At 64.9% G+C, this 18,775-nt stretch carries 12 protein-coding genes; 6 read left to right on the forward strand and 6 right to left on the reverse strand.

Features of this window, described 5'->3' with window-relative positions; translation table 11 throughout:
• Positions 1-7 precede the first annotated feature (7 nt).
• The gene (locus ASF04_RS23340; protein WP_056147091.1) at positions 8-1,420 is read right to left on the reverse strand and encodes an MFS transporter; all 1,413 of its coding nucleotides are present in this window, start codon (positions 1,418-1,420) and stop codon (positions 8-10) included.
• Between the two features lie 96 nt (positions 1,421-1,516).
• A complete protein-coding gene (locus ASF04_RS23345; protein ID WP_056147093.1) occupies positions 1,517-2,101 on the reverse strand; it encodes a hypothetical protein in 585 nt (194 codons plus the stop codon).
• Positions 2,102-2,528: 427 nt separating this feature from the next.
• On the opposite strand from ASF04_RS23345, the gene ASF04_RS23350 reads away from it, so the two are divergent.
• The 4 genes from ASF04_RS23350 (at position 2,529) to ASF04_RS23365 (ending at position 11,649) form a co-directional block, all read left to right on the forward strand.
• Positions 2,529-4,586 (forward strand): S9 family peptidase, encoded by a 2,058-nt coding sequence (locus ASF04_RS23350; RefSeq protein WP_056147095.1) that lies wholly within the window; start codon positions 2,529-2,531, stop codon positions 4,584-4,586.
• Between the two features lie 63 nt (positions 4,587-4,649).
• Positions 4,650-7,286 carry an aminopeptidase N gene (pepN, locus tag ASF04_RS23355; protein ID WP_056147098.1) on the forward strand — a complete coding sequence of 879 codons (2,637 nt, stop codon included), beginning with the start codon at positions 4,650-4,652 and terminating at the stop codon, positions 7,284-7,286.
• A gap of 421 nt (positions 7,287-7,707) precedes the next feature.
• Positions 7,708-8,484 carry an NF038120 family PEP-CTERM protein gene (locus ASF04_RS23360; RefSeq protein WP_056147100.1) on the forward strand — a complete coding sequence of 259 codons (777 nt, stop codon included), beginning with the start codon at positions 7,708-7,710 and terminating at the stop codon, positions 8,482-8,484.
• A gap of 15 nt (positions 8,485-8,499) precedes the next feature.
• Positions 8,500-11,649, forward strand: a complete 3,150-nt coding sequence (locus ASF04_RS23365) for a S8 family serine peptidase (protein WP_056147102.1) — start codon at positions 8,500-8,502, stop codon at positions 11,647-11,649.
• A 142-nt stretch (positions 11,650-11,791) separates the two neighbouring features.
• On the opposite strand, the gene ASF04_RS23370 is transcribed toward ASF04_RS23365, so the two are convergent.
• The 3 genes from ASF04_RS23370 to ASF04_RS23380 are packed head-to-tail and all read right to left on the reverse strand — an operon-like array spanning position 11,792 to position 14,596.
• Complete coding sequence (locus ASF04_RS23370; protein ID WP_056147104.1) at positions 11,792-12,256, reverse strand: hypothetical protein; 465 nt, start codon at positions 12,254-12,256, stop codon at positions 11,792-11,794.
• 21 nt (positions 12,257-12,277) lie between these two features.
• Positions 12,278-13,438: a hypothetical protein gene (locus tag ASF04_RS23375; RefSeq protein WP_229205169.1), complete on the reverse strand. Its 1,161-nt coding sequence runs from the start codon at positions 13,436-13,438 to the stop codon at positions 12,278-12,280.
• 21 nt (positions 13,439-13,459) lie between these two features.
• Positions 13,460-14,596 carry a branched-chain amino acid ABC transporter substrate-binding protein gene (locus ASF04_RS23380; RefSeq protein WP_056147107.1) on the reverse strand — a complete coding sequence of 379 codons (1,137 nt, stop codon included), beginning with the start codon at positions 14,594-14,596 and terminating at the stop codon, positions 13,460-13,462.
• A gap of 177 nt (positions 14,597-14,773) precedes the next feature.
• On the opposite strand from ASF04_RS23380, the gene ASF04_RS23385 reads away from it, so the two are divergent.
• Complete coding sequence (locus tag ASF04_RS23385; protein ID WP_056147108.1) at positions 14,774-16,186, forward strand: GntP family permease; 1,413 nt, start codon at positions 14,774-14,776, stop codon at positions 16,184-16,186.
• Here the strand turns inward: ASF04_RS23385 and ASF04_RS23390 are convergent.
• Positions 16,128-16,931, reverse strand: coding sequence for a DNA-formamidopyrimidine glycosylase family protein (locus ASF04_RS23390; RefSeq protein WP_056147110.1), 804 nt, complete (start codon positions 16,929-16,931; stop codon positions 16,128-16,130). The two genes, ASF04_RS23385 and ASF04_RS23390, sit on opposite strands and share 59 nt — an antisense overlap.
• A gap of 154 nt (positions 16,932-17,085) precedes the next feature.
• On the opposite strand from ASF04_RS23390, the gene ASF04_RS23395 reads away from it, so the two are divergent.
• A complete protein-coding gene (locus ASF04_RS23395) occupies positions 17,086-18,744 on the forward strand; it encodes a M28 family metallopeptidase (RefSeq protein ID WP_056147112.1) in 1,659 nt (552 codons plus the stop codon).
• The last annotated feature ends 31 nt before the right edge of the window (positions 18,745-18,775 follow it).

The raw sequence follows: 18,775 nt of genomic DNA on the forward strand, positions 1-18,775 counted from the left end.
CGCGATATCAGCGCTGGTCCGAGTTGCGCGCCAGCTTGTCGTTCTGGCCACTTTGCGAGGCCGGTCCACCGCGCCGCGAGGCGAGGCGCAGCGCCAGCAGCAGGACCAGGCCGGCCACGAGATACGTGCCGACCAGCGCCGCCAGCATGGCGGCGGTATCGCCCCAGGCCAGCAGGCGGGCGCCCAGCGCGGGGCCGAAAGCGCCGCCCAGCACACCCATGCTGGTGACAACAGCGATACCGATTGCCATCTGCCCGCGCGTGAGCAGGTCGGTGGCGATCGCCAGCAGCAGCGGCGTGGCCGAGGCGATGCCGATGGTGGCCAGCGCCAGTCCTGCCAGCGACCAGGCCAGCATGCCGTCGGCAGCGATCGCCAGTCCCAGGCCGCCGGCCGCCAGCACGGTGCTGGCGACAAAGTGGCCACGCCGCTCGCGCCTGCGGTCGGAGTCGTAGCCGATAGCCAGCATGCCGACGATGCCGGCCAGTCCGGGCACCAGCGACAGCAGCGCCAGTTGCGCTGGATCGCTGGCGGTCCAGCGCTGCAGCAGCGCCGGCGACCAGTGGACGATGGCAAAGCCGGCGCCGGTGAGCAGCAGGTTGGCCCCGCCCAGCAGCAGCATGGTGCGGTCGCGCAGCAGGTCCCACAGCACGGCCAGCGCCGACGGTGCATCGGGATCGTCCATGTCAACATCCTTGTCGCTGCCGCCGTGGCGGCGCGCCTCGTCGCGGGCCAGGTCTTGCGCCACCATTTGCTGCTCGAAGCTGGACAGCCAGTCGGCATCACCGGGCCGGTCGTCGAGATACCACCAGGCGAATATGCCCAGCACCAGCGGCGGCGCGGCCTGGGCCAGCAGCAGCCACTGCCAGCCATCGAACAGGTCCAGCGGCGTGAGCGCCTGCAGCATGGCGCTCGACAGCGGCGTGGCCAGCATGACGGCCGCCAGCGTGCTGGAGGCAAACACGGCGATGGCGCGCGCGCGCCGTCCGGACGGGAACCACCAGGTGAGGTAAAGAATCACGCCGGGGAAGAAGCCGGCCTCGAACACGCCCAGCAAAAAGCGGATCAGGTAGAACTCGATCGGAGAGCGCACGAACGCGCTGGCGGCGGAGCATGCCGCCCAGCCCAGCATCATGCGCAGCAGCATCTTGCGCGTGCCCAGGTGTTCGAGCAGCAGGTTGCTCGGCACGGCGAACACGCAGTAGCCGATGAAAAATGCGGCCATGCCCCAGCTGTGCACATGCTCGCGGAAGGCCAGGCTGGCGCCGATGTGGCGCGCGACGAAATCGACGTTGACGCGGTCGAGATAAGCGACCGCGCAGCACAGCATGAGCAGTGGCAGCAGGCGCCAGCTGATCTTGCGATAAATCGCATCCATGCCGGCCGCGCCGCGCAGGTGCAGAAGGGTGGCGCCTTGACTCATGGTGAGGTGGCAAGCTTGGTGGGCATGAGTCGATATTAGCCTTGCCTAATTTCTTAGGCAAGCATTCCCGGCGCTACCTTGCTGAAAACAACAACGTCAGATGCGGATATCCACCGGGCGGCCGGCGTAGGTGGCGGCATGGCGCGGACGCAGCGATGGCTGGTTGGCGGCGCCGCTGTCTTCCTGCGCCAGCAATTCGCGGCCGATCTCGAACCACTCGGCGCTGGAAATGACTTTTTGCGCCAGCGGCAGCAAGTCCTGTTCTTCGCGGTCGAGCCGCTTGAGCAGGTTGTAGCAATACAGGTCGATGGTACGGCACAGGAACTGGCACTGGCTGGCGCTGCGCCGCATGGCCCGCCGCATGCACTTGTTGACGGCGTTGAGGGTGGCGCTGCCGTGGCGGCTCAACGATTCGAGATCGTTGATCAGCGCATCGCAGTTGCGGTCGGTGGCGCGCGCGGCCGCGCAGACGGCCGGCATCAGGCACGCTTCGACCTTGCGCTGGTGGCGCGCCTCGGCAAACGAGGTCAGTTGCTTGAGTTGCGATTCGATGGTGGCAGGATCGATTTCCTGCGGACGGCGCCGGACCGATTGCACGGTTTGCAGCAGGCGCGAAATGAATTGGCGTTCTTTCTTTTGTTCTACCGACAGCGAAAGAATGACATAGGTGGCAGTAAGCATAGCGTTTCCCGTTTCTGACTGGATCGTAAGACGAGGCTGCGCGGGTGGCGTTCAGAGGAAGCGTCCAGCGCGGCGGTCGGATAACCTTAGCGCCGGGTTGGCCTCGTTCAACGCCGATTTACACTTGTTCACAACTGTTCAGACTGCAATGTTGTGTGCTGTTCATTTACCGGCTGGGACAGCGCGTTGTTCACATGACATGCCGGTGGTAGTCATGGAAGGTTGAACTGGTGAGTGGGAAATTATGCGCCCATTTTTAGCGCTGTGGAACCGGTAAAACGCTTGTCATCGAAATATATTTTCCCGGTCAGTTCAAGTCCTTAAGTAGCGTAAAGTAACATTTGCCCTTTGCACTATCTGATCTTGGTATGATGTTCGACGACCGGCCACCAGCCGGTACTTTTTGTTAACAGTCGGAGATCCCCGAATGAGATTACCTGTGCTGATGCTGGGCGCCGCCGTTGCGGCCTCGAGCGCCATCGCCGCGCCACGCGGCTTTACCGTAGAAGACATGGTCAAGATGGAGCGCGTGGGCGCGCCCGTGTTGTCGCCCGACGCCACCCGCGTGGTGTACACCGTGCGCACCACCGACATGGACAAGAACCGGGGCAACACCCAGCTCTACCTGCTTGATCTGCGCAGCCCCAAGGCGGCGCCGGTGCGCCTGACGCAAGCGGACGCCAGCAGCAGCGAGCCTACCTGGTCGCCCAAGGGCGACGCCATTTATTTCCTGTCCGGCCGCAGTGGTTCGTCGCAGGTCTGGCGCCTGCCGCTGGCCGGTGGCGAAGCCGCCAAGGTCACCAGCCTGCCGCTCGACGTCGAGAACTTCCGCCTGTCGCCGCAGGGTGACCGCCTGGCGCTGAGCGTGGCAGTGTTCCGCGACTGCGTGGACCTGGCCTGCACCAAAAAACGTCTCGACGAGCAGGGCAAGAACAAGGCCAGCGGCAAGGTGTACGACAAGCTGTTCGTGCGCCACTGGGACACCTGGGCCGACGGCCGCACCAACGTGCTGTACGCGGCACCGATCGACACCGCCGGCAAGGTCAGCGCCGAACCGGTAGCCCTGTCGGGCACGCTCGATGGCGACGTACCGTCGAAGCCGTTCGGCGACAACGGCGAGTATCACTTCAGCCCGGACGGCAAGACCGTGGTGTTCTCCGCCCGCATCGCCGGCAAGACCGAAGCGTGGTCGACCAACTTCGACGTGTACACGGTGCCTGCCACCGGCGGCGAGCCGAAGAACCTGACCGCCGACAACCAGGCCTGGGACACCAAGGCGATCTATTCGCCGGACGGCCGCACGCTGGCCTACCTGGCGATGGACAAGCCGACCTTTGAGGCGGACCGCTTCCACCTGGTGCTGATCGACGTGGCCACCGGCAAGAAGCGCACCGTTGCCGACAACTGGGACCGCTCGATCGCCGACTACCGCTGGACGCCGGACAGCAAGACCATCCTGGCCACTGCCGACGACATCGGCCAGCACCCGCTGTTTGCCATCGACGCCGCCAGCGGCAAGGTGCGCAAGCTGACCGGCAACGGTTACGTCAGCGGCTTCGACGTGGTCAAGGATACGGTCGTCATCGCCCAGGCCAACCTGGCATCAAGCGCGCAGCTGTACCAGTTCAAGCTGGGCGGCTCGGGCGAGAAAGCTGCGCAACTGACCAACGTCAATGAAGCCGCGCTGGCCGACGTGAAATTCGGCGAGTACGAGCAGTTCTCGTTCGCCGGCGCCAATGGCGAAACGGTTTACGGTCACGTGATGAAACCGTGGGATGCGAAACCGGGCGTGAAATACCCGATCGCGTTCCTGGTGCACGGCGGCCCGCAAGGCAGCTTCGGCAACTCGTGGAGCTACCGCTGGAATCCGCAGGTGTACGCCGGTGCCGGCTACGCCACCGTGTTCATCGACTTCCACGGTTCGACCGGCTACGGCCAGAAGTTCACCGACTCGATCAGCGGCGACTGGGGCGGCAAGCCGCTGGAAGACCTGCAAAAAGGTCTGGCGGCAGCCGTGCAGAAATTCCCGTGGCTCGACCGCGAGAAGAGCTGCGCGCTGGGCGCGTCGTACGGCGGCTTCATGATGAACTGGATCGAGGGCCACTGGTCCGACGGCTTCAAGTGCATCGTCAACCACGACGGCGTGTTCGACACGCGCGGCATGGCGTATTCGACCGAAGAGCTGTGGTTCACCGAATGGGAAAGCGGCGGCACCTACTACGACAACCCGGAAGCGCACGAAAAATTCAACCCGGCGCTGTTCGTGAAAAACTGGAAAACCCCGATGCTGGTGGTGCAGGGCGACCTCGACTTCCGCATCCCGACCGCGCAAGGCCTCGGTACGTTCACCGCGCTGCAACGGCGTGGCATCCCGAGCAAATTGCTGATGTTCCCGGATGAGAACCACTGGGTACTGAAGCCGGCCAACTCGGTGCTGTGGCACCACGAGGTGATCGGCTGGCTCGACACCTACCTGAAAAAATAATCGTTAGCTTGCAGCTGACGCCACGCCCGCCACTGCGCGGGCGTTTCCACATCAAGGACCACCATGAAAAAACATCTGATCGCCGCCGCCCTGGTGCTGGCCTTTGGCGCCGCCCATCCTGCGTTTGCCGCCACCCCGGCCCCGCGCGCCGAAAACGCCTACCTGTCGCAGGAAGACGCCATGGCCCGCTCGGCCCGCGTTTCGAACGTCGATTACACGCTGCAATTCACGCTGACCGGCAAGGAAACCTTTGCCGGCACCACCACGCTGGAATTCGACCTGAAAGACACCGACCAGCCGCTGACCATCGACCTCGACAAGGCCACCATCGGCCAGCTTGTCGTCAACGGCAAGGCCGTCGCGCCGCAGTACAACCAGTGGTTCATCACCATCGCGCCGCAAGACCTGAAAGTGGGCCGCAACAGCGTCACCATCGCCTACGAGCGCCTGCACAGCACCAACGGCGAGGGCTTGCACCGCATGGTCGATCCGGTCGATGGCCGCGTGTACACGTATTCGCACTTCGAGCCGGCTGCCGCGCACCAGATGTTCGCGCTGTTCGACCAGCCCGACCTGAAAGGCACCTACCAGGTTACTGTCACCACGCCGGCCGACTGGGTGGCGGTGTCCACCATGCGCGAGAGCGGCGTCAAGGACGTGGCTGGTGCGAAAGAATGGACCTTCCCGCGCACCAAGAAACTGAGCCCGTACAACTTCTCGATGCACGCCGGTCCGTACCAGGTCTGGGAAGACAACAGCGGCCCGTACCCGATGCGCCTGTTCGCGCGGCAGTCGGTGGCAGCGCAAGTGTCGCCCAAGGACTGGTTCACGTACACGTCGCAGGGCCTGAAATTCTTCGACGAGTACTTCGGTGTGCCGTACCAGTTTGCCAAGTACGACCAGCTCCTGGTGCCGGACTTCCTGTACGGCGCCATGGAAAACGCCGGCGCCATTACCTTTGCCGAAGGGCGCTTTCTGCACAAGGAAACCATGACCGCCGCCCAGCGCCAGAGCCTGGCGTCGGTGATCATGCACGAGATGGCGCACCAGTGGTTCGGCGACCTGGTCACCATGAAGTGGTGGAACGGCCTGTGGTTGAACGAAAGCTTCGCGTCCTTCATGGGCACGCTGGGTACGGCCGAAGCCACCGAGTTCAAGAACGCCTGGCAGAGTTTTTATTCGAGCGGCAAGCAGGCTGCGTACGTCATGGACGAGCGCGTGACCACGCACCCGATCGAAACGCCGGTGCCTTCGACCGCCAACGCCTTCGACAATATCGACGCCATCACCTACTCGAAGGGCGCCTCCACCCTGATGCAGCTGCGCCACCTGCTGGGTGCGGAAGTGTTCCGCAAGGGCGTGCATAACTACCTGGTCAAGTACTCGTACCAGAATGCCGAACTGAAAGACTTCATCGGCAGCCTGGGCGAGGCCGCCAACCGCGACCTGAGCGGCTGGACAAAGGAATGGTTGTACGAGCCGGGCGTCAACACCATCCAGGCGTCGCTCAGCTGCGCCGGCGGCAAGGTCAACAGTTTTAAATTGCTGCAAAGCGCGCCGAGCAAGGACATGCCGACCCTGCGCGAACAGCGCGTGCAAGTGGCGCTGTTCAAGCAGGGCAAGGATGGCATGGCGCTGAGCCAGAACGTCGCGGTTACCTACAAGGGCGCCGAGACGCCAGTGCCGGAGCTGGTGGGCGCGGCCTGCCCGGACCTGGTCTATCCGAACTACCAGGACTGGGGTTTTGCCAAGGTGACGCTGGACCAGAAATCGTTCGCCACCGCGCAGGCGGCGCTGGGCAAGGTGGACGATCCGCTGCTGCGCGCGATGCTGTGGCAAAGCCTGTGGGATAGCGTGCGCGATGGCAAACTGCCGCTCAACAGTTTCCTGAAAACCGTGCTGGCCAACGCGCCGGCCGAGAAGGATTACACGCTGCTCGGCGATATCGTCGGCAAGATCGGTCAATCGAAGTATTACCTCGACAAGATGGGCCCGTCCGCCGCCAGGTACCGCAGCAAGGTGGGCGTGCAGCTGGAAGACATGGCGTTCAAGGCCACGGTCGCGGCCAGCGGCGACAGCAACTTCCAGCGCCGCTGGTTCACCACCTATGTCAACCTGGCCAGCAGCCCGGCCGCGCTCAAGCGCCTGGCCGACATTCTCGATGGCAAGCTGGTGGTGCCGGGCCTGAACGTGAGCCAGGACGCGCGCTGGGACATCGTTGCCCGCCTGAACCGTTACGACGTGCGTGGCAGCGCCGCGCTGTTGAGCGTCGAACAGGCGCGCGACAAGTCCGACAGCGGCCAGGCCGCCGCGCTGGCCGCCACCGTGGCCCGCCCGGACGCCAAGGTCAAGGCCGAATGGCTGGCCACCATCGGCGACCTGCAGACCAAGCTGCCGTTCTCGCGCATCCGCACCGCCATGTTCGGACTGTATCCGGCCGAGCAGGGCGCGCTGGCCGAGCAGAGCGCCGGTGCGCGCCTGGACGGCCTGGCGCAGGTGGATCAAGCGGCCGGCCCGGTCTACATGCGCGCCTACGCGGCAGCCCTGATACCGGCCGCGTGCACGCCGGCCAGCGTGGCACGCTTGCAAGCCGCGGTGGCAGCGCAGACCGGCTTGTCGGCCGGCACCCGCCGTGCGCTGCTGGTCACGCACCAAGAAGATGAACGCTGCGTTGCTATCAAGAAAGCGATGACAGAATAATCTATTCCCTGTTAGCAGTAGGGCTAAAGCCGGCGCTTGCGCCGGCTTTTTTTATGCATGTCATCAAACCGTCATGAACCGCGACGATGGCATGGCATTGCCCGGGTAAAGGCCGAGGATGGGGTGATATTTTCGAAAAGAACGTTAAATTTCTATGTGGGAATTTTGTTTGCATACAACGTAAAGTGTGCTCATCTGAGCGAAGTATGGCGTCTGGAAAATCTCATACTTTCATAGAGGAATCGGTATATTGTTCAGTCTTTATCAATATAAAAAGAATAATAAATTGTAATAATATGTTACTGCACCGAGAGTTGTTTGTTTATATTCATTGTTACTTTCCAAAAAAGTAGAACATGGGGCCGACAGGCAACCAGCCCGGCGACCCGCGCTCACCACTTAACCACAAGGGCAACAGAAAATGACATTCTTCCAATCGAAACTGCGCCAATTGACTGCCGCCACCGTGGGCGCGCTTGCCGTGATGTCCGCCACGCCGGCGCTGGCCGGGGTGATCGATTTCGAGTCGGTCGCGCCGAATATCTATGGCGGCACCGAAGTCATCACCCAATCCGGCTACAACCTGACCGTGATCGATACTCCTGCCGCCGGTCCTGGCGGCACCGGTTTTGCCGGCGCCATCGGCGATGGCAGCGATCCGTTCCTGTGCACGGTGGCCGCTTGTCCCACTGGCAACGCCAGCCAGTTCTATCTCGGCGTCAACGATGGCAGCCTCAAGGTCACCCGCACCGACAACCGCCTGTTCCAGCTCACGGGCCTCGACTACGCTTTCCTGGCGCCCGTGGGTGGCCTCGGGGGCTATACCTACGGCCAGCTGACCCTGGTCGGCGAGTTGTCCAACGGTACCAACGTGTCGTATGCCTACGATTTCCCGGTGCTTAACGGCCAAGGCTATTCGCCGTTCCAAACCTTGTCGTTGACTGCTTTCGGCGGCAACTATTTCAGCAGCGTGACCATCGGTTCGTGCCTGTTCGACGGTAACGGCGGTTGCACCAGCCCGCTGGCCGGCGCCGAGAACCAGTCGCAGTTCGCCATCGACAACCTGCGTGTGGCGCCCGTGCCCGAGCCGGAAACCTACGCCCTGATGGGCCTGGGCCTGGGCCTGGTGGGCTGGATGTCCCGCCGCCGCGCGCGTGCTGCCCGCACCAACACTGTTGTCAATACCATCGCCGCCTGATCGAGGAACCTTTTCATGAAACTTCGTCCTATCTGCTCCGCCATCGTCCTGCTGGCTGCACTATCCGGCGCCGCCCATGCCGAACAGCTGCGCCGCTCCTACATCGTGCAACTGGTTGACAAGCCGGTCGCCACCTACACCGGCCAGGTCGCCGGCCTGGCTGCCACCCAGCCGGCAGCCGGCCAGCGCCTCAATGTCGATGCGGGCAATGTACAGGCTTATATCAGCTACCTCGACGCCAAACAGAACGACGTCATCAAAACCGTCAGTGCTGCCGAGATCACCCACAAGTACGACGTGGTGTTCAACGGTTTTGCCGCGCTGCTGACCGACGCCGAAGTGCGCGCCCTGAAGAAAAACGCCGGCGTGGCCGCCATCACGGCCGACTCCGAAATGATCCTCGACACCAGCTACACCCCGACCTTCCTGGGCCTGGACCAGCCGGGCGGCCTGTGGTCGCAACTGGGCGGCCAGAAGCTCGCCGGTGAAGACATCATCGTCGGCATCGTCGATAGCGGCATCTGGCCGGAAAATCCCAGCTACGCCGACCGCGTGGACGAGAACGGCAATCCCACCCACAGCGGCGGTACGCTGGCCTACGATGCGCCGCCTGCCAGCTGGAAGGGCGGTTGCGATACCGGCGAAGGCTTTACCGCCGCCAACTGCAACAACAAGCTGATCGGCGCGCGTGCCTACAAGACCGCCAGCCAGCAACTGCACTGGACCGAATTTGCCTCGCCGCGCGACTCGATCGGCGGCTCGGTCGGCGAGGGCGGCCACGGCAGCCACACGTCCACCACGGCCGCCGGCAATGGCGGCACCAACGCCATCATCAACGGCGTCAACCTGGGCAAGATTTCCGGCATGGCGCCGCGCGCCCGCATTGCCTCGTACAAGGTGTGCTGGACCGACCCCACCCGCCGCAACGGCTGCGCCACGTCCAATAGCGTTTCTGCCATCAACCAGGCCGTCAAGGACGGCGTCAACGTGATCAACTTCTCGATCGGCCCGTCGTCCGGCGGCGGTGCCTTCGATGAGGCCACCGAGCAGGCCTTCCTGGGGGCGGCGGCAGCCGGCGTGTTCGTTGCCGCTTCGGCCGGCAACTCGGGCCCGACCGCCACCGCGCCGGCGCCGGSGAGCCACATCAGCCCGTGGCTCTCCACGGTCGGCAACTCCACCCACAACCGCCTGTACGTCGGCGACGTGATCCTGCCCACCGGCGTCAAGCTGACCGGCGCCTCAAGCAACGCCAACACGCCGAACTCGCCGCTGATCCTGTCCAAAGATGCGGGCCTGCCCAGCGTCACGCCGGCCCAGCAGCTCGCGCTGGCCCAGTGCTTCGGCGCGGCTGACAGCGTGGCGGCCCTGCTCGACCCGGTTAAGGTGACCGGCAAGATCCTGGTTTGCGACCGTGGCAACAACGTCCTGGTCAACAAGAGCGCCAACGCCAAGACCGCCGGTGCGGTGGGCGCGATCATCGCCAACGTCGAAAACGGTGCAGTCACCATCCTGAACCAGGCGCACTCGCTGTCCACCGTGCACATCACCAAGGAAAACGGCGCCATCCTCAAGAGCTATATGGCGGGCAATACCGGCGCCACGGCGGCGCTGGGCAATCTGAAACCCACCGTCGATACCACCGTGGTCGCGCCGGTGATGAGCGGCTCGTCCTCGCGCGGCCCGAACGTGGCCAACGCCAATATCCTGAAACCGGACATGACCGCACCAGGCACCGACATCCTGGCCGCGCTCACGCCCGACCTGACCCAGGCCCAGCGCGACGCGATTGCTGCCGGCAACCCGGCGCAAACGGTCGAGTTCGGCTTCCTGTCGGGCACCTCGATGGCGTCGCCGCACGTGGCTGGCGTGGCCGCGCTGCTCAAGCAGCGCCATCCGACCTGGAGCCCGGCTGCCATCAAGTCGGCGCTGATGACCACCGCCTATAGCACCTTCAACGACGGCCAGAGCGCCAAAGTGCCATGGGACACCTCGGCCACCTACGCGGGCAACCGCGCGTTCGGCCAGGGCGCCGGCCACATTGCGCCGACGACGGCTGCCGATCCCGGCCTGGTGTACGACATCGCGCCGGTCGAGTACGCGCGCTTCCTGTGCGGCCAGGGCCTGGTGTACAGCGCGGCGCAGTGCACCGCGTTCGGTGGCGGCATTGCAGCCTACAACCTGAACCTGGCGTCGCTCACCGCCTCCAACGTGCTGGGCGCGCAAACGCTCACCCGCACCGTGACCAACGTGGGCGACACCACCGCCACCTATAACGCCACGGCCACGCTGCCGGGCTTCACGGTGGCGATCTCGCCGGCCTCGCTGACGCTGGCGCCGGGCGCCAAGGCCACCTTCACGGCCCGCCTCACCCGCACCACCGCAGCGCGCGATACCTGGTCCTACGGTTCGCTGGTCTGGAGCGACGGCGTGCACACGGTACGCAGCCCGCTGACCGCACGCGGCACCGGCATTGCTGCAGCTGCCAACGTGTACAGCGAAAACACGTCGGGCGCCAAGGTGCTGACCGTGGGCACCGGTTTTGCCGGCGCCTTCAGCACCGCCAAGGGCTTGCTGCCGGCAACGCAAACCACCCGCACCATCGGCCAGGCCGGCGGCGCGGACAATGCGACGCTGTGCCTGAACGGCGCCTCGGCCGGCGTGAACGTGCATAACTTCACCGTGCCGGCTGGCACGCTGGTGGCGCGCTTCGCACTGTTCGACTCGGACAACACCGGCACGGGCGCCGGCGACTCCGACCTCGACCTGATCCTGTTGCGCGGCACCACCCTGGTGGGCCAGAGCGGCGAGCTGACGTCGAACGAGCGCATCGAGCTGGTGTCGCCGGCGGCAGGCAACTACACACTGTGCGTGATCGGTTACGCCCCGGCCGGCGGCCAGGCCACCTACAAGCTGTCGAGCTGGCTGGTACAGCCAACCTCGACCGCTGGTAACTTCAAGGTGATGTCGCCAAGCTCGGCCACCCTGGGTGGCACGGCATCGGTCGGCATGAGCTGGAGCAACCTGGACGTGGGCAAACGCTACGTCGGTGCGGTGGACTACCTGGTAGGCGGTGTCAGGCAGGGCACCACGGTGATCGATGTGGATACCACCGATCCGCTGCCGTTGTTCAAGAGCTCGTCCGACAAGGGCAAGCTGGCTTACTAAACAGTAATTGCTTCATTAAAAAGCCTGCGGCAGCCATTCGGCGCCGCGGGCTTTTTTCCGTTGGCACGCCAAGGCGGGGGGGCGGCCTCTCCCGGTCCCGGCCCCCAATCCGGGGCGGCGCCGGTACGTGGCGGACGCGGGCTTAGCGCACGTTGGGCTGGCTGCCGGCGCTGGCCGGATTGAGCACGCAGCGGTTGGCGCGGCAACTGGCGCCGGGGTCCGATACCACCGAGCAGGTGGACATCATCGCTTCGCGCGCATCCTGGGCGCGCAGCGCGGCGGCGTGGCGTTCCACCAGTTGTTGAAGGGTTGCACCATCGTCCTGCTTGCTGGACCACGGCAGGTAGCTCTGCGGCCCGCCGCACGCCTTGGCGCCCACGCCGATCGTGTGGCATTGACTGTCGTTGTCGCACACCGGGTTGGCGGTGGCGGCCTGGATTTGCTGCCACAGGCTGCTGGCTGCGGCTGGCGCTGCAGGGGTGGCAGGAGCGGCAGGAGCGGCAGGCGGCGCAGGCGGTGGTGGACTGGCGCAGGCGCTGGTCATCAGCAACAGCAGGCCGGCCGCAGCCAGGCGCGTGGAGAGCGGAAGGGACGAGGACAGTTTCATGGGGGTGCTCCGGTGGGCAAACTACAGCGGCTCGGTCAGGCGCGCCTTGCGGGCCGCGCCATCCGGGCCGAACAAAATAACGAACTCGGCATACGCCGGCTGGCCGTCGCTGCCCTTGGCGGCCGCCTGCGGGTAGCGGTAGCGCCACACTTGCATGCCGGTGTCGAATTGCAGCGCTGTGGCCGGCCCCAGCCTGGCGCGCACGGCCGCCGTGGTGTCGTAGCCGGGGGCCAGCGTGGTGGTGGGCGGATCGTCCATGTACTCGAAGGCCAGCAGGGTGTCGTCGGGCCACGACTTGTCCCACAGCGGCGCGTAAAAGCTGCGGTCGAGCAGGACCTGGCAGTCGCAGTAGGGGAGCGACTCCGGGGTTTGCGTGCCGCCCGCGTACAGCAGGTCGAACGGCAGGGCGGCGCTGCGCGCACCATGGCGCGCGGTCACGCCGAAAATCGGGCGCTCGGCAAAGAACACGTAGTTGCCGTCGGGAGCGCCGCAGATGCTGTCGGCATCGGTCAGCAGGTCGCCCAGCCAGGCGAACATCTCCGAATTGTTCGACAGCAGGCCGGCAGCCACGCCCACCTGGCATTCCAGGCGCAGGTCGCCCAGGCGGCGCATTCCGGCCGGTACGCCGGGACTGCGCACCTGGGCGCGCCAGGTGAGGGTGCTGGTCTTGCGGCTGGCCACGAGGGCGGCGTCCTGCGCCAGTGCGCGGGCGTCGCGCGGCAGCGTGAAGGTGTGATCGGGCGCGACCGTGACCGGCAGCGAGACGCTGTCGCCAGCCACCCGCAAAGTGATGCCGTCGAGTTCGGTGGTGGACAGGCGCGGCAGCAGCTGGAAGCGCAAGGTGGCCTGCGGCGCCAGTGCATGCAGGCGTTCGAAGCGGTCCATGCCGGCGATCATCTTGCGGTAGGACTTGTCCACCGGGTCGCGGGTGGTGGCGATGGTGACGCGCGCGGGGGCATCCGGCGCGGCCGGGGGCGCGGGCGTGTCCGAAGGGGCGGCGACGGCAGACGTAGCAGGTGTAGCAGCTATTGCTGCGGGTGCAGGAGTGACTTGAGCGGCAGCGTGGCGCGCTTGGCAGCAGGCTGCCAGCAGCACCGCGGCCACCAGCCCGGGTGTCAGGCGGCGGCTGGTCATCATGGTGTCCTCGGCATGCTGGATAAAACCACGATGGTAGGGCACCATGGGCCACAGCGGCGCACGGTTCTAGTGCAGGATGTCGATGCGGGTCTTGCGCCCGCCGCGATAGGTGTACAGCGTGACCGCCGGGTTGGCCAGGTCGCCGTAGCGGTCGAAGCCGATGGCGCCGGTCACGCCCTGGTACTTGATGTTGGCCAGTTCGGGCAGGTACTGTTTCGGCACGGCGGTGCCGGCCGCCTGCATCGACTTGGCCAGCAGCATCACGGCATCGTAGGCGTATGGCGCGTAGGTTTGCAGTGTCAGCTTGTAGCGCTGCTGGTAGCGGTCCACGAAGGCGCGGTAGCCGGCGTCGTAGTTGCCGGTCACGCCGCCGGCCACGGCGCAGGTGACCTGGTTGTCGGCCAGCGCATCCCCGGCCAGTTGCGGCAGGCGTTCGGCGCAGATGCCATCGCCGCTCAGCAGCCGCACGTCCAGGCCCAGGGTTTTCATCTGCTTGAGCATGGGACCGGCTACCGCATCCATGCCGCCGAAGAAGATCAGGTCGGGCTGGCGCGCCTTGATCTGGGTGAGGATGGCGTTGAAGTCGGTGGCGCGGTCGGTGGTGTACTGGCGGCTGACGGCGTCCGCCGCCGTGCCCTGCGCGCGCACGCCCTTGAGGAAGGCGTCGGCCAGGCCCTGGCCGAACGCGGTGCGGTCGTCGATCACGGCGATGCGGCGGGCCTTGAGCGTGTGCACCGCGTAGCGGCCCAGCACTTCACCGATCTTGTTATCGTTGGCCACCAGCCGGAACGCGGTCTGGAAACCCTGGCGCGTGTACAGCGGCGTGGTGGCGGCCGGCGTGATCTGCGGAATGCCGGCAGCCGCATAGATGCGCGAGGCCGGCACGCTGGTGCCGGAATTGAGGTGGCCGACCACGCCGGCCACCTCGGCATCGACCAGCTTTTGCGCCACGGCCGTGCCCTGCTTGGGATCGCCGGCGTCGTCCTCGACCTGTAACACGAACTGCACGTTGCGCCCGCCGATCTGCGGGCCGGTGGCGTTGAGGTCGTCGATTGCCATGCGGGCACCGTTTTCGATGTCCTTGCCGAGGTGGGCGCTGGCGCCGGACAAGGGCGCGACAACGCCGATGCGGACCTGATTGACGGGGGGATTTTGTGCGTAGGCGTTGAGGCTGGCGAGCAGGAGCAGAATGGGCAGGCGCATGGGAGTCCTGTGACGGTCTATGGATTCCCGCCTGCGCGGGAATGACGGATTGATCTGTGCGTTGTTGTTTTGTCGCGGCGGTGGAGCACTGATTATTGCACGGCTGGAGTTGTACACCGATGAGCCCGTTGCTTTTACGACTACAATATCTCCAGATCAATACCCAATGGAGTCGGCATGTCGTTCCTGATTGTTCTTGCAGCGTTGGCCTTTTTGATGCTGGCCGCGTATCGCGGCTACAGCGTGATCCTGTTTGCGCCGATTGCCGCCCTCGGCGCGGTATTGCTGACCGATCCGGGCGCGGTGGCGCCGGTGTTTTCCGGCATCTTCATGGAAAAGCTGGTCGGCTTCGTCAAACTGTATTTCCCGGTATTTTTACTGGGCGCCGTGTTCGGCAAGCTGATCGAAATTTCCGGCTTTTCCGAATCCATCGTGGTGGCGGCAATCCGCTACATCGGCCGCACCCGCGCCAATGCCGTGATCGTGCTGGTGTGCGCGCTGCTCACTTACGGCGGCGTGTCGCTGTTCGTGGTGGTGTTCGCGGTGTACCCGTTCGCTGCCGAGCTCTACCGGCAAAGCAATATCCCCAAGCGACTGATGCCCGGGGCGATTGCGCTCGGGGCGTTTTCGTTCACCATGGACACCTTGCCCGGCACCCCGCAAATTCAGAACATTATCCCCACCACGTTTTTCAAAACCACCGGCTGGGCCGCGCCATGGCTCGGTGTGATCGGCAGTGTCGCCATGCTGACGGCCGGCCTGATTTACCTGGAATGGCGCCGCCGCACCGTGATGGCCACCGGCGAAGGCTATGGCGGCAGTGCCGCCGAAGCCAATGCAGAGAACCAGCCCAAGGCACCCCGCAGCGGCCTGCCACACCCGCTGCTGTCGATCGCGCCGCTGGTGCTGGTCGGCGTGGTCAACTACGCACTGACCAAGATGATCCCGCACTGGTACGGCGACAACTACGCGCTCACGGCCGACGCCTTGCCCGGCCTGCACAGCGCCATCAACCTGCCCATCAAGGGCGTGATCGGCATATGGGCCGTGGAAGGCGCGCTGCTGCTGGGCATCGTATTCGTGGTGGTGACCGCGTTCGGCCGCGTGCGCGCCGCGTTTGCCGAAGGCACCAAGGCTGCTGTCGGCGGCGCGTTATTGGCGGCGATGAATACCGCGTCCGAGTACGGCTTCGGCGGCGTGATCGCGGCGTTGCCGGGTTTCCTGGCAGTGAGCAGTGCGCTCAAAAGCGTGCCCGATCCGCTGATCAACGCGGCCGTCTCCGTGACCACGCTGGCCGGTATCACCGGCTCGGCCTCGGGCGGCATGAGCATTGCGCTCGCTGCCATGTCGGACCAGTTCATTCGCGCAGCAGAAAGCGCGCAGATTCCGCTCGAAGTGCTGCACCGCGTGGTGTCGATGGCCAGCGGCGGCATGGATACCTTGCCGCACAACGGCGCCGTGATCACCCTGCTGGCGGTGACGGGCCTGACGCACAAGCAGTCGTACGGCGAGATCTTCGGCATCACCGTGATCAAGACGCTGGCGGTGTTTTTCGTGATTGCGGTGTATTACCTGACCGGGCTGGTGTAAGCGGATATTGCAGCTGGCAGCGCGCGCAGTAAAAGCTGCGCCGCGCAGTCTTGCCCAGGTGCCCGCGCAAGAACGAGATATTGCAGCGTGGGCAGATTTTCCTGGTGTGCGCCAGCCAGTGCTGCTTGAGCGTTGCCTCTTTTTTCCATGCCAGAAAATCGAAGCTGTACGCGCGTGCCTGCGCCACCAGTGCGCGCAGCTTCGCTGCCGGGATATCGCCCATCTTGGAGAGTGGGTGGAGGCGCACCCGGAACAGCACCTCGTTCTTGATGATGTTGCCCACGCCGGCAAAGATAGTCTGATCGAGCAGGGCGTCACACGCCAGCAGGTCGGGCTGGGCGCGCAGTTTTTTCAGTGCCAGTGCTGGCGACCAGGCGTCGCTCATGACGTCGCCGCGCCAGTCGTACTCGCTGTCCAGGTCGTCGGAGAGCGTCTTGATCGAGCACGTATAAAAATGCAGCGCGCTGTCGTCGTCGAAGAACAGGCTCAGGCGCGGCTTGGCGCGGCCGGCCTCCTTGGTTTCGTTGATCAGGTACGTGCCGAACATCAGCAGGTGGATGCGCAGCGCGCGGTCGGCCAGGCGTATCAAGAAATGCTTGCCGAAGGTGCGCAGCGCCAGGATGGGCTGGCCGGCCAGCTCGTCCGTCGCGACATCCTTGCTGCTGCCTTGCGCGCGCACGATGGTGCGGCCTTCAAAGTCTGCGACCTGTTCGCGCAGGATGACGATCGATGGTCCTTCGGGCATGGGGGGTCTCCACTGGCGGTATGCCGTCGAGTGTGGACCGCGCGCGCCACGCGGGCTGTACGCTGGGTCACCTATGCCGATTCGCCCTGCCATTGCGACCACAAGTAAATCATGTCATATTCGTTGTTCGTTGCAAACTACCGAGGAGCCAGATTTGAAACACACGCTGATTATCGCCGCACTGCTGTCAGCAGGCGTCGTCCATGCCGCCACCGGTCCCGAGTTCGACGCCAAACGCCTGTCGCAGGACGTCAAGGTGCTTTCGTCCGACAAGTTCGAAGGACGCGGCCCCAACACCGCCGGCGAGACGCTCACCGTCGACTACCTGGTGCAGCAATTCAAGGCGGCCGGCCTGCAGCCTGGCGGCGACCCCGTCAAGGGCAAACCGGGCGAGCGCAGCTGGACGCAGGACGTGCCGCTGGGCCGCTTCGAGATCAAGGGGCCGGTTGCGCTGTCGGTGCGCGACGCCAAGGGTACCCATGCGCTCAAGCAGGGCGACGACCTGGCCGTGCGCGCGTCGATGAGCGGCAGCAAGCTGGTGGACTTCAAGGATGCGCCGCTGGTGTTCGTGGGCTATGGCGTGACCGCGCCCGAACGCAAGTGGGACGACTTCAAAGGCGTGGATTTGAAGGGCAAGCTGGCCGTGGTGCTGATCAACGATCCCGATTTTGAAACCGGCCAGGGTGAATTCGGGGGCAAGTCCATGACCTATTACGGCCGCTGGACCTACAAGTTCGAGGAAATGGCGCGCCGCGGCGCGCTGGGCACCATCATCGTCCACGAAACCGCACCGGCTTCGTACGGCTGGGCCACGGTGAAAAACTCCAACACCAACGTCATGTACGACATCGTGCGCAAGAATCCGGCCGAAGCCCATGCACCGGTGGAAGCGTGGATACAGCGCGACCTGGCGGCGGACCTGTTCAAGCGCGGCGGCCAGGATTTCGAGGCGCTGAAAAAACTGGCGCAAACGCGCGATTTCAAACCGGTGCAACTGAAGGACGTCACGCTGTCGGGCAAGTACGCGGTGGACGCGCAAGTGATCACGTCGAAAAACGTGGCCGCGCGCGTGGTGGGCGCCAGCCGTCCCGACGACACCGTGATCTACAGCGGCCACTGGGACCACCTGGGCGTGGGCCTGCCCGATGCGAAAGGCGACAAGATCTACAACGGCGCGGTGGACAACGGCACCGGACTGGCCGCCATGCTGGAACTGGCGCGCGCCTATGGCAAGGCGCCGAAACCGGCGCGCAGCGTGCTGTTCCTGGCGGTGACGGCAGAAGAAAAGGGCTTGCTCGGCTCCGAGTACTACGCGTCGTACCCGCTGTACCCGCTGGCCACCACGGTCGGCGTGATCAATATGGATGCGCTCAGCCCCTACGGCGTCTCGCGCAACTTCACCATCTCCGGCAGCGCCAAGCTCGACTTGCTCGACCAGCTGGTGGCCAAGGCCAGGCAGTGGAACCTGGCGTATTCGCCCGATCCGAAACCGGAAGCCGGCTACTTCTTCCGCTCCGACCACTTCCCGTTCGCCAAGCGCGGCGTGCCGGCGTTCTCTTACGGTTCGGGTAACGACTGGGTGGACGGCGGCATTGCAGCCGGCAAGAAGAACGAGCAGGCCTACACCACCGACAACTACCACCAGCCGTCGGACGAGTGGAGCGCCAAGTGGCAATTTACCGGCATGGCGCACGACCTGGGCATGTTGTACTCGCTGGGGCGCGATCTGGCCGATGGCAAGTCGTGGCCCAACTGGGCCAGCGATGCCGAGTTCCGCGCGGCGCGCGATAAGAGCGCGGCAGATAGAAAATAATCGGGCTATCGTTTATATTATTTCTAACTTT

The sequence above is a fragment of the Duganella sp. Leaf61 genome, from assembly GCF_001421905.1.
Classification (GTDB): Bacteria; Pseudomonadota; Gammaproteobacteria; order Burkholderiales; family Burkholderiaceae_D; genus Rugamonas; species Rugamonas zoogloeoides.

What these genes read in the sequence shown, in the direction of transcription:
- ASF04_RS23375 (WP_229205169.1), bottom strand. Translation starts at nt 13,438, where the DNA reads ATGGTGCCCTACCATCGTGGTTTTATCCAGCATGCCGAGGACACCATG.
- ASF04_RS23385 (WP_056147108.1), top strand. Translation starts at nt 14,774, where the DNA reads ATGTCGTTCCTGATTGTTCTTGCAGCGTTGGCCTTTTTGATGCTGGCC.
- ASF04_RS23390 (WP_056147110.1), bottom strand. Translation starts at nt 16,931, where the DNA reads ATGCCCGAAGGACCATCGATCGTCATCCTGCGCGAACAGGTCGCAGAC.
- ASF04_RS23350 (WP_056147095.1), top strand. Translation starts at nt 2,529, where the DNA reads ATGAGATTACCTGTGCTGATGCTGGGCGCCGCCGTTGCGGCCTCGAGC.
- ASF04_RS23360 (WP_056147100.1), top strand. Translation starts at nt 7,708, where the DNA reads ATGACATTCTTCCAATCGAAACTGCGCCAATTGACTGCCGCCACCGTG.
- ASF04_RS23345 (WP_056147093.1), bottom strand. Translation starts at nt 2,101, where the DNA reads ATGCTTACTGCCACCTATGTCATTCTTTCGCTGTCGGTAGAACAAAAG.
- ASF04_RS23380 (WP_056147107.1), bottom strand. Translation starts at nt 14,596, where the DNA reads ATGCGCCTGCCCATTCTGCTCCTGCTCGCCAGCCTCAACGCCTACGCA.
- ASF04_RS23340 (WP_056147091.1), bottom strand. Translation starts at nt 1,420, where the DNA reads ATGAGTCAAGGCGCCACCCTTCTGCACCTGCGCGGCGCGGCCGGCATG.
- ASF04_RS23370 (WP_056147104.1), bottom strand. Translation starts at nt 12,256, where the DNA reads ATGAAACTGTCCTCGTCCCTTCCGCTCTCCACGCGCCTGGCTGCGGCC.
- pepN (WP_056147098.1), top strand. Translation starts at nt 4,650, where the DNA reads ATGAAAAAACATCTGATCGCCGCCGCCCTGGTGCTGGCCTTTGGCGCC.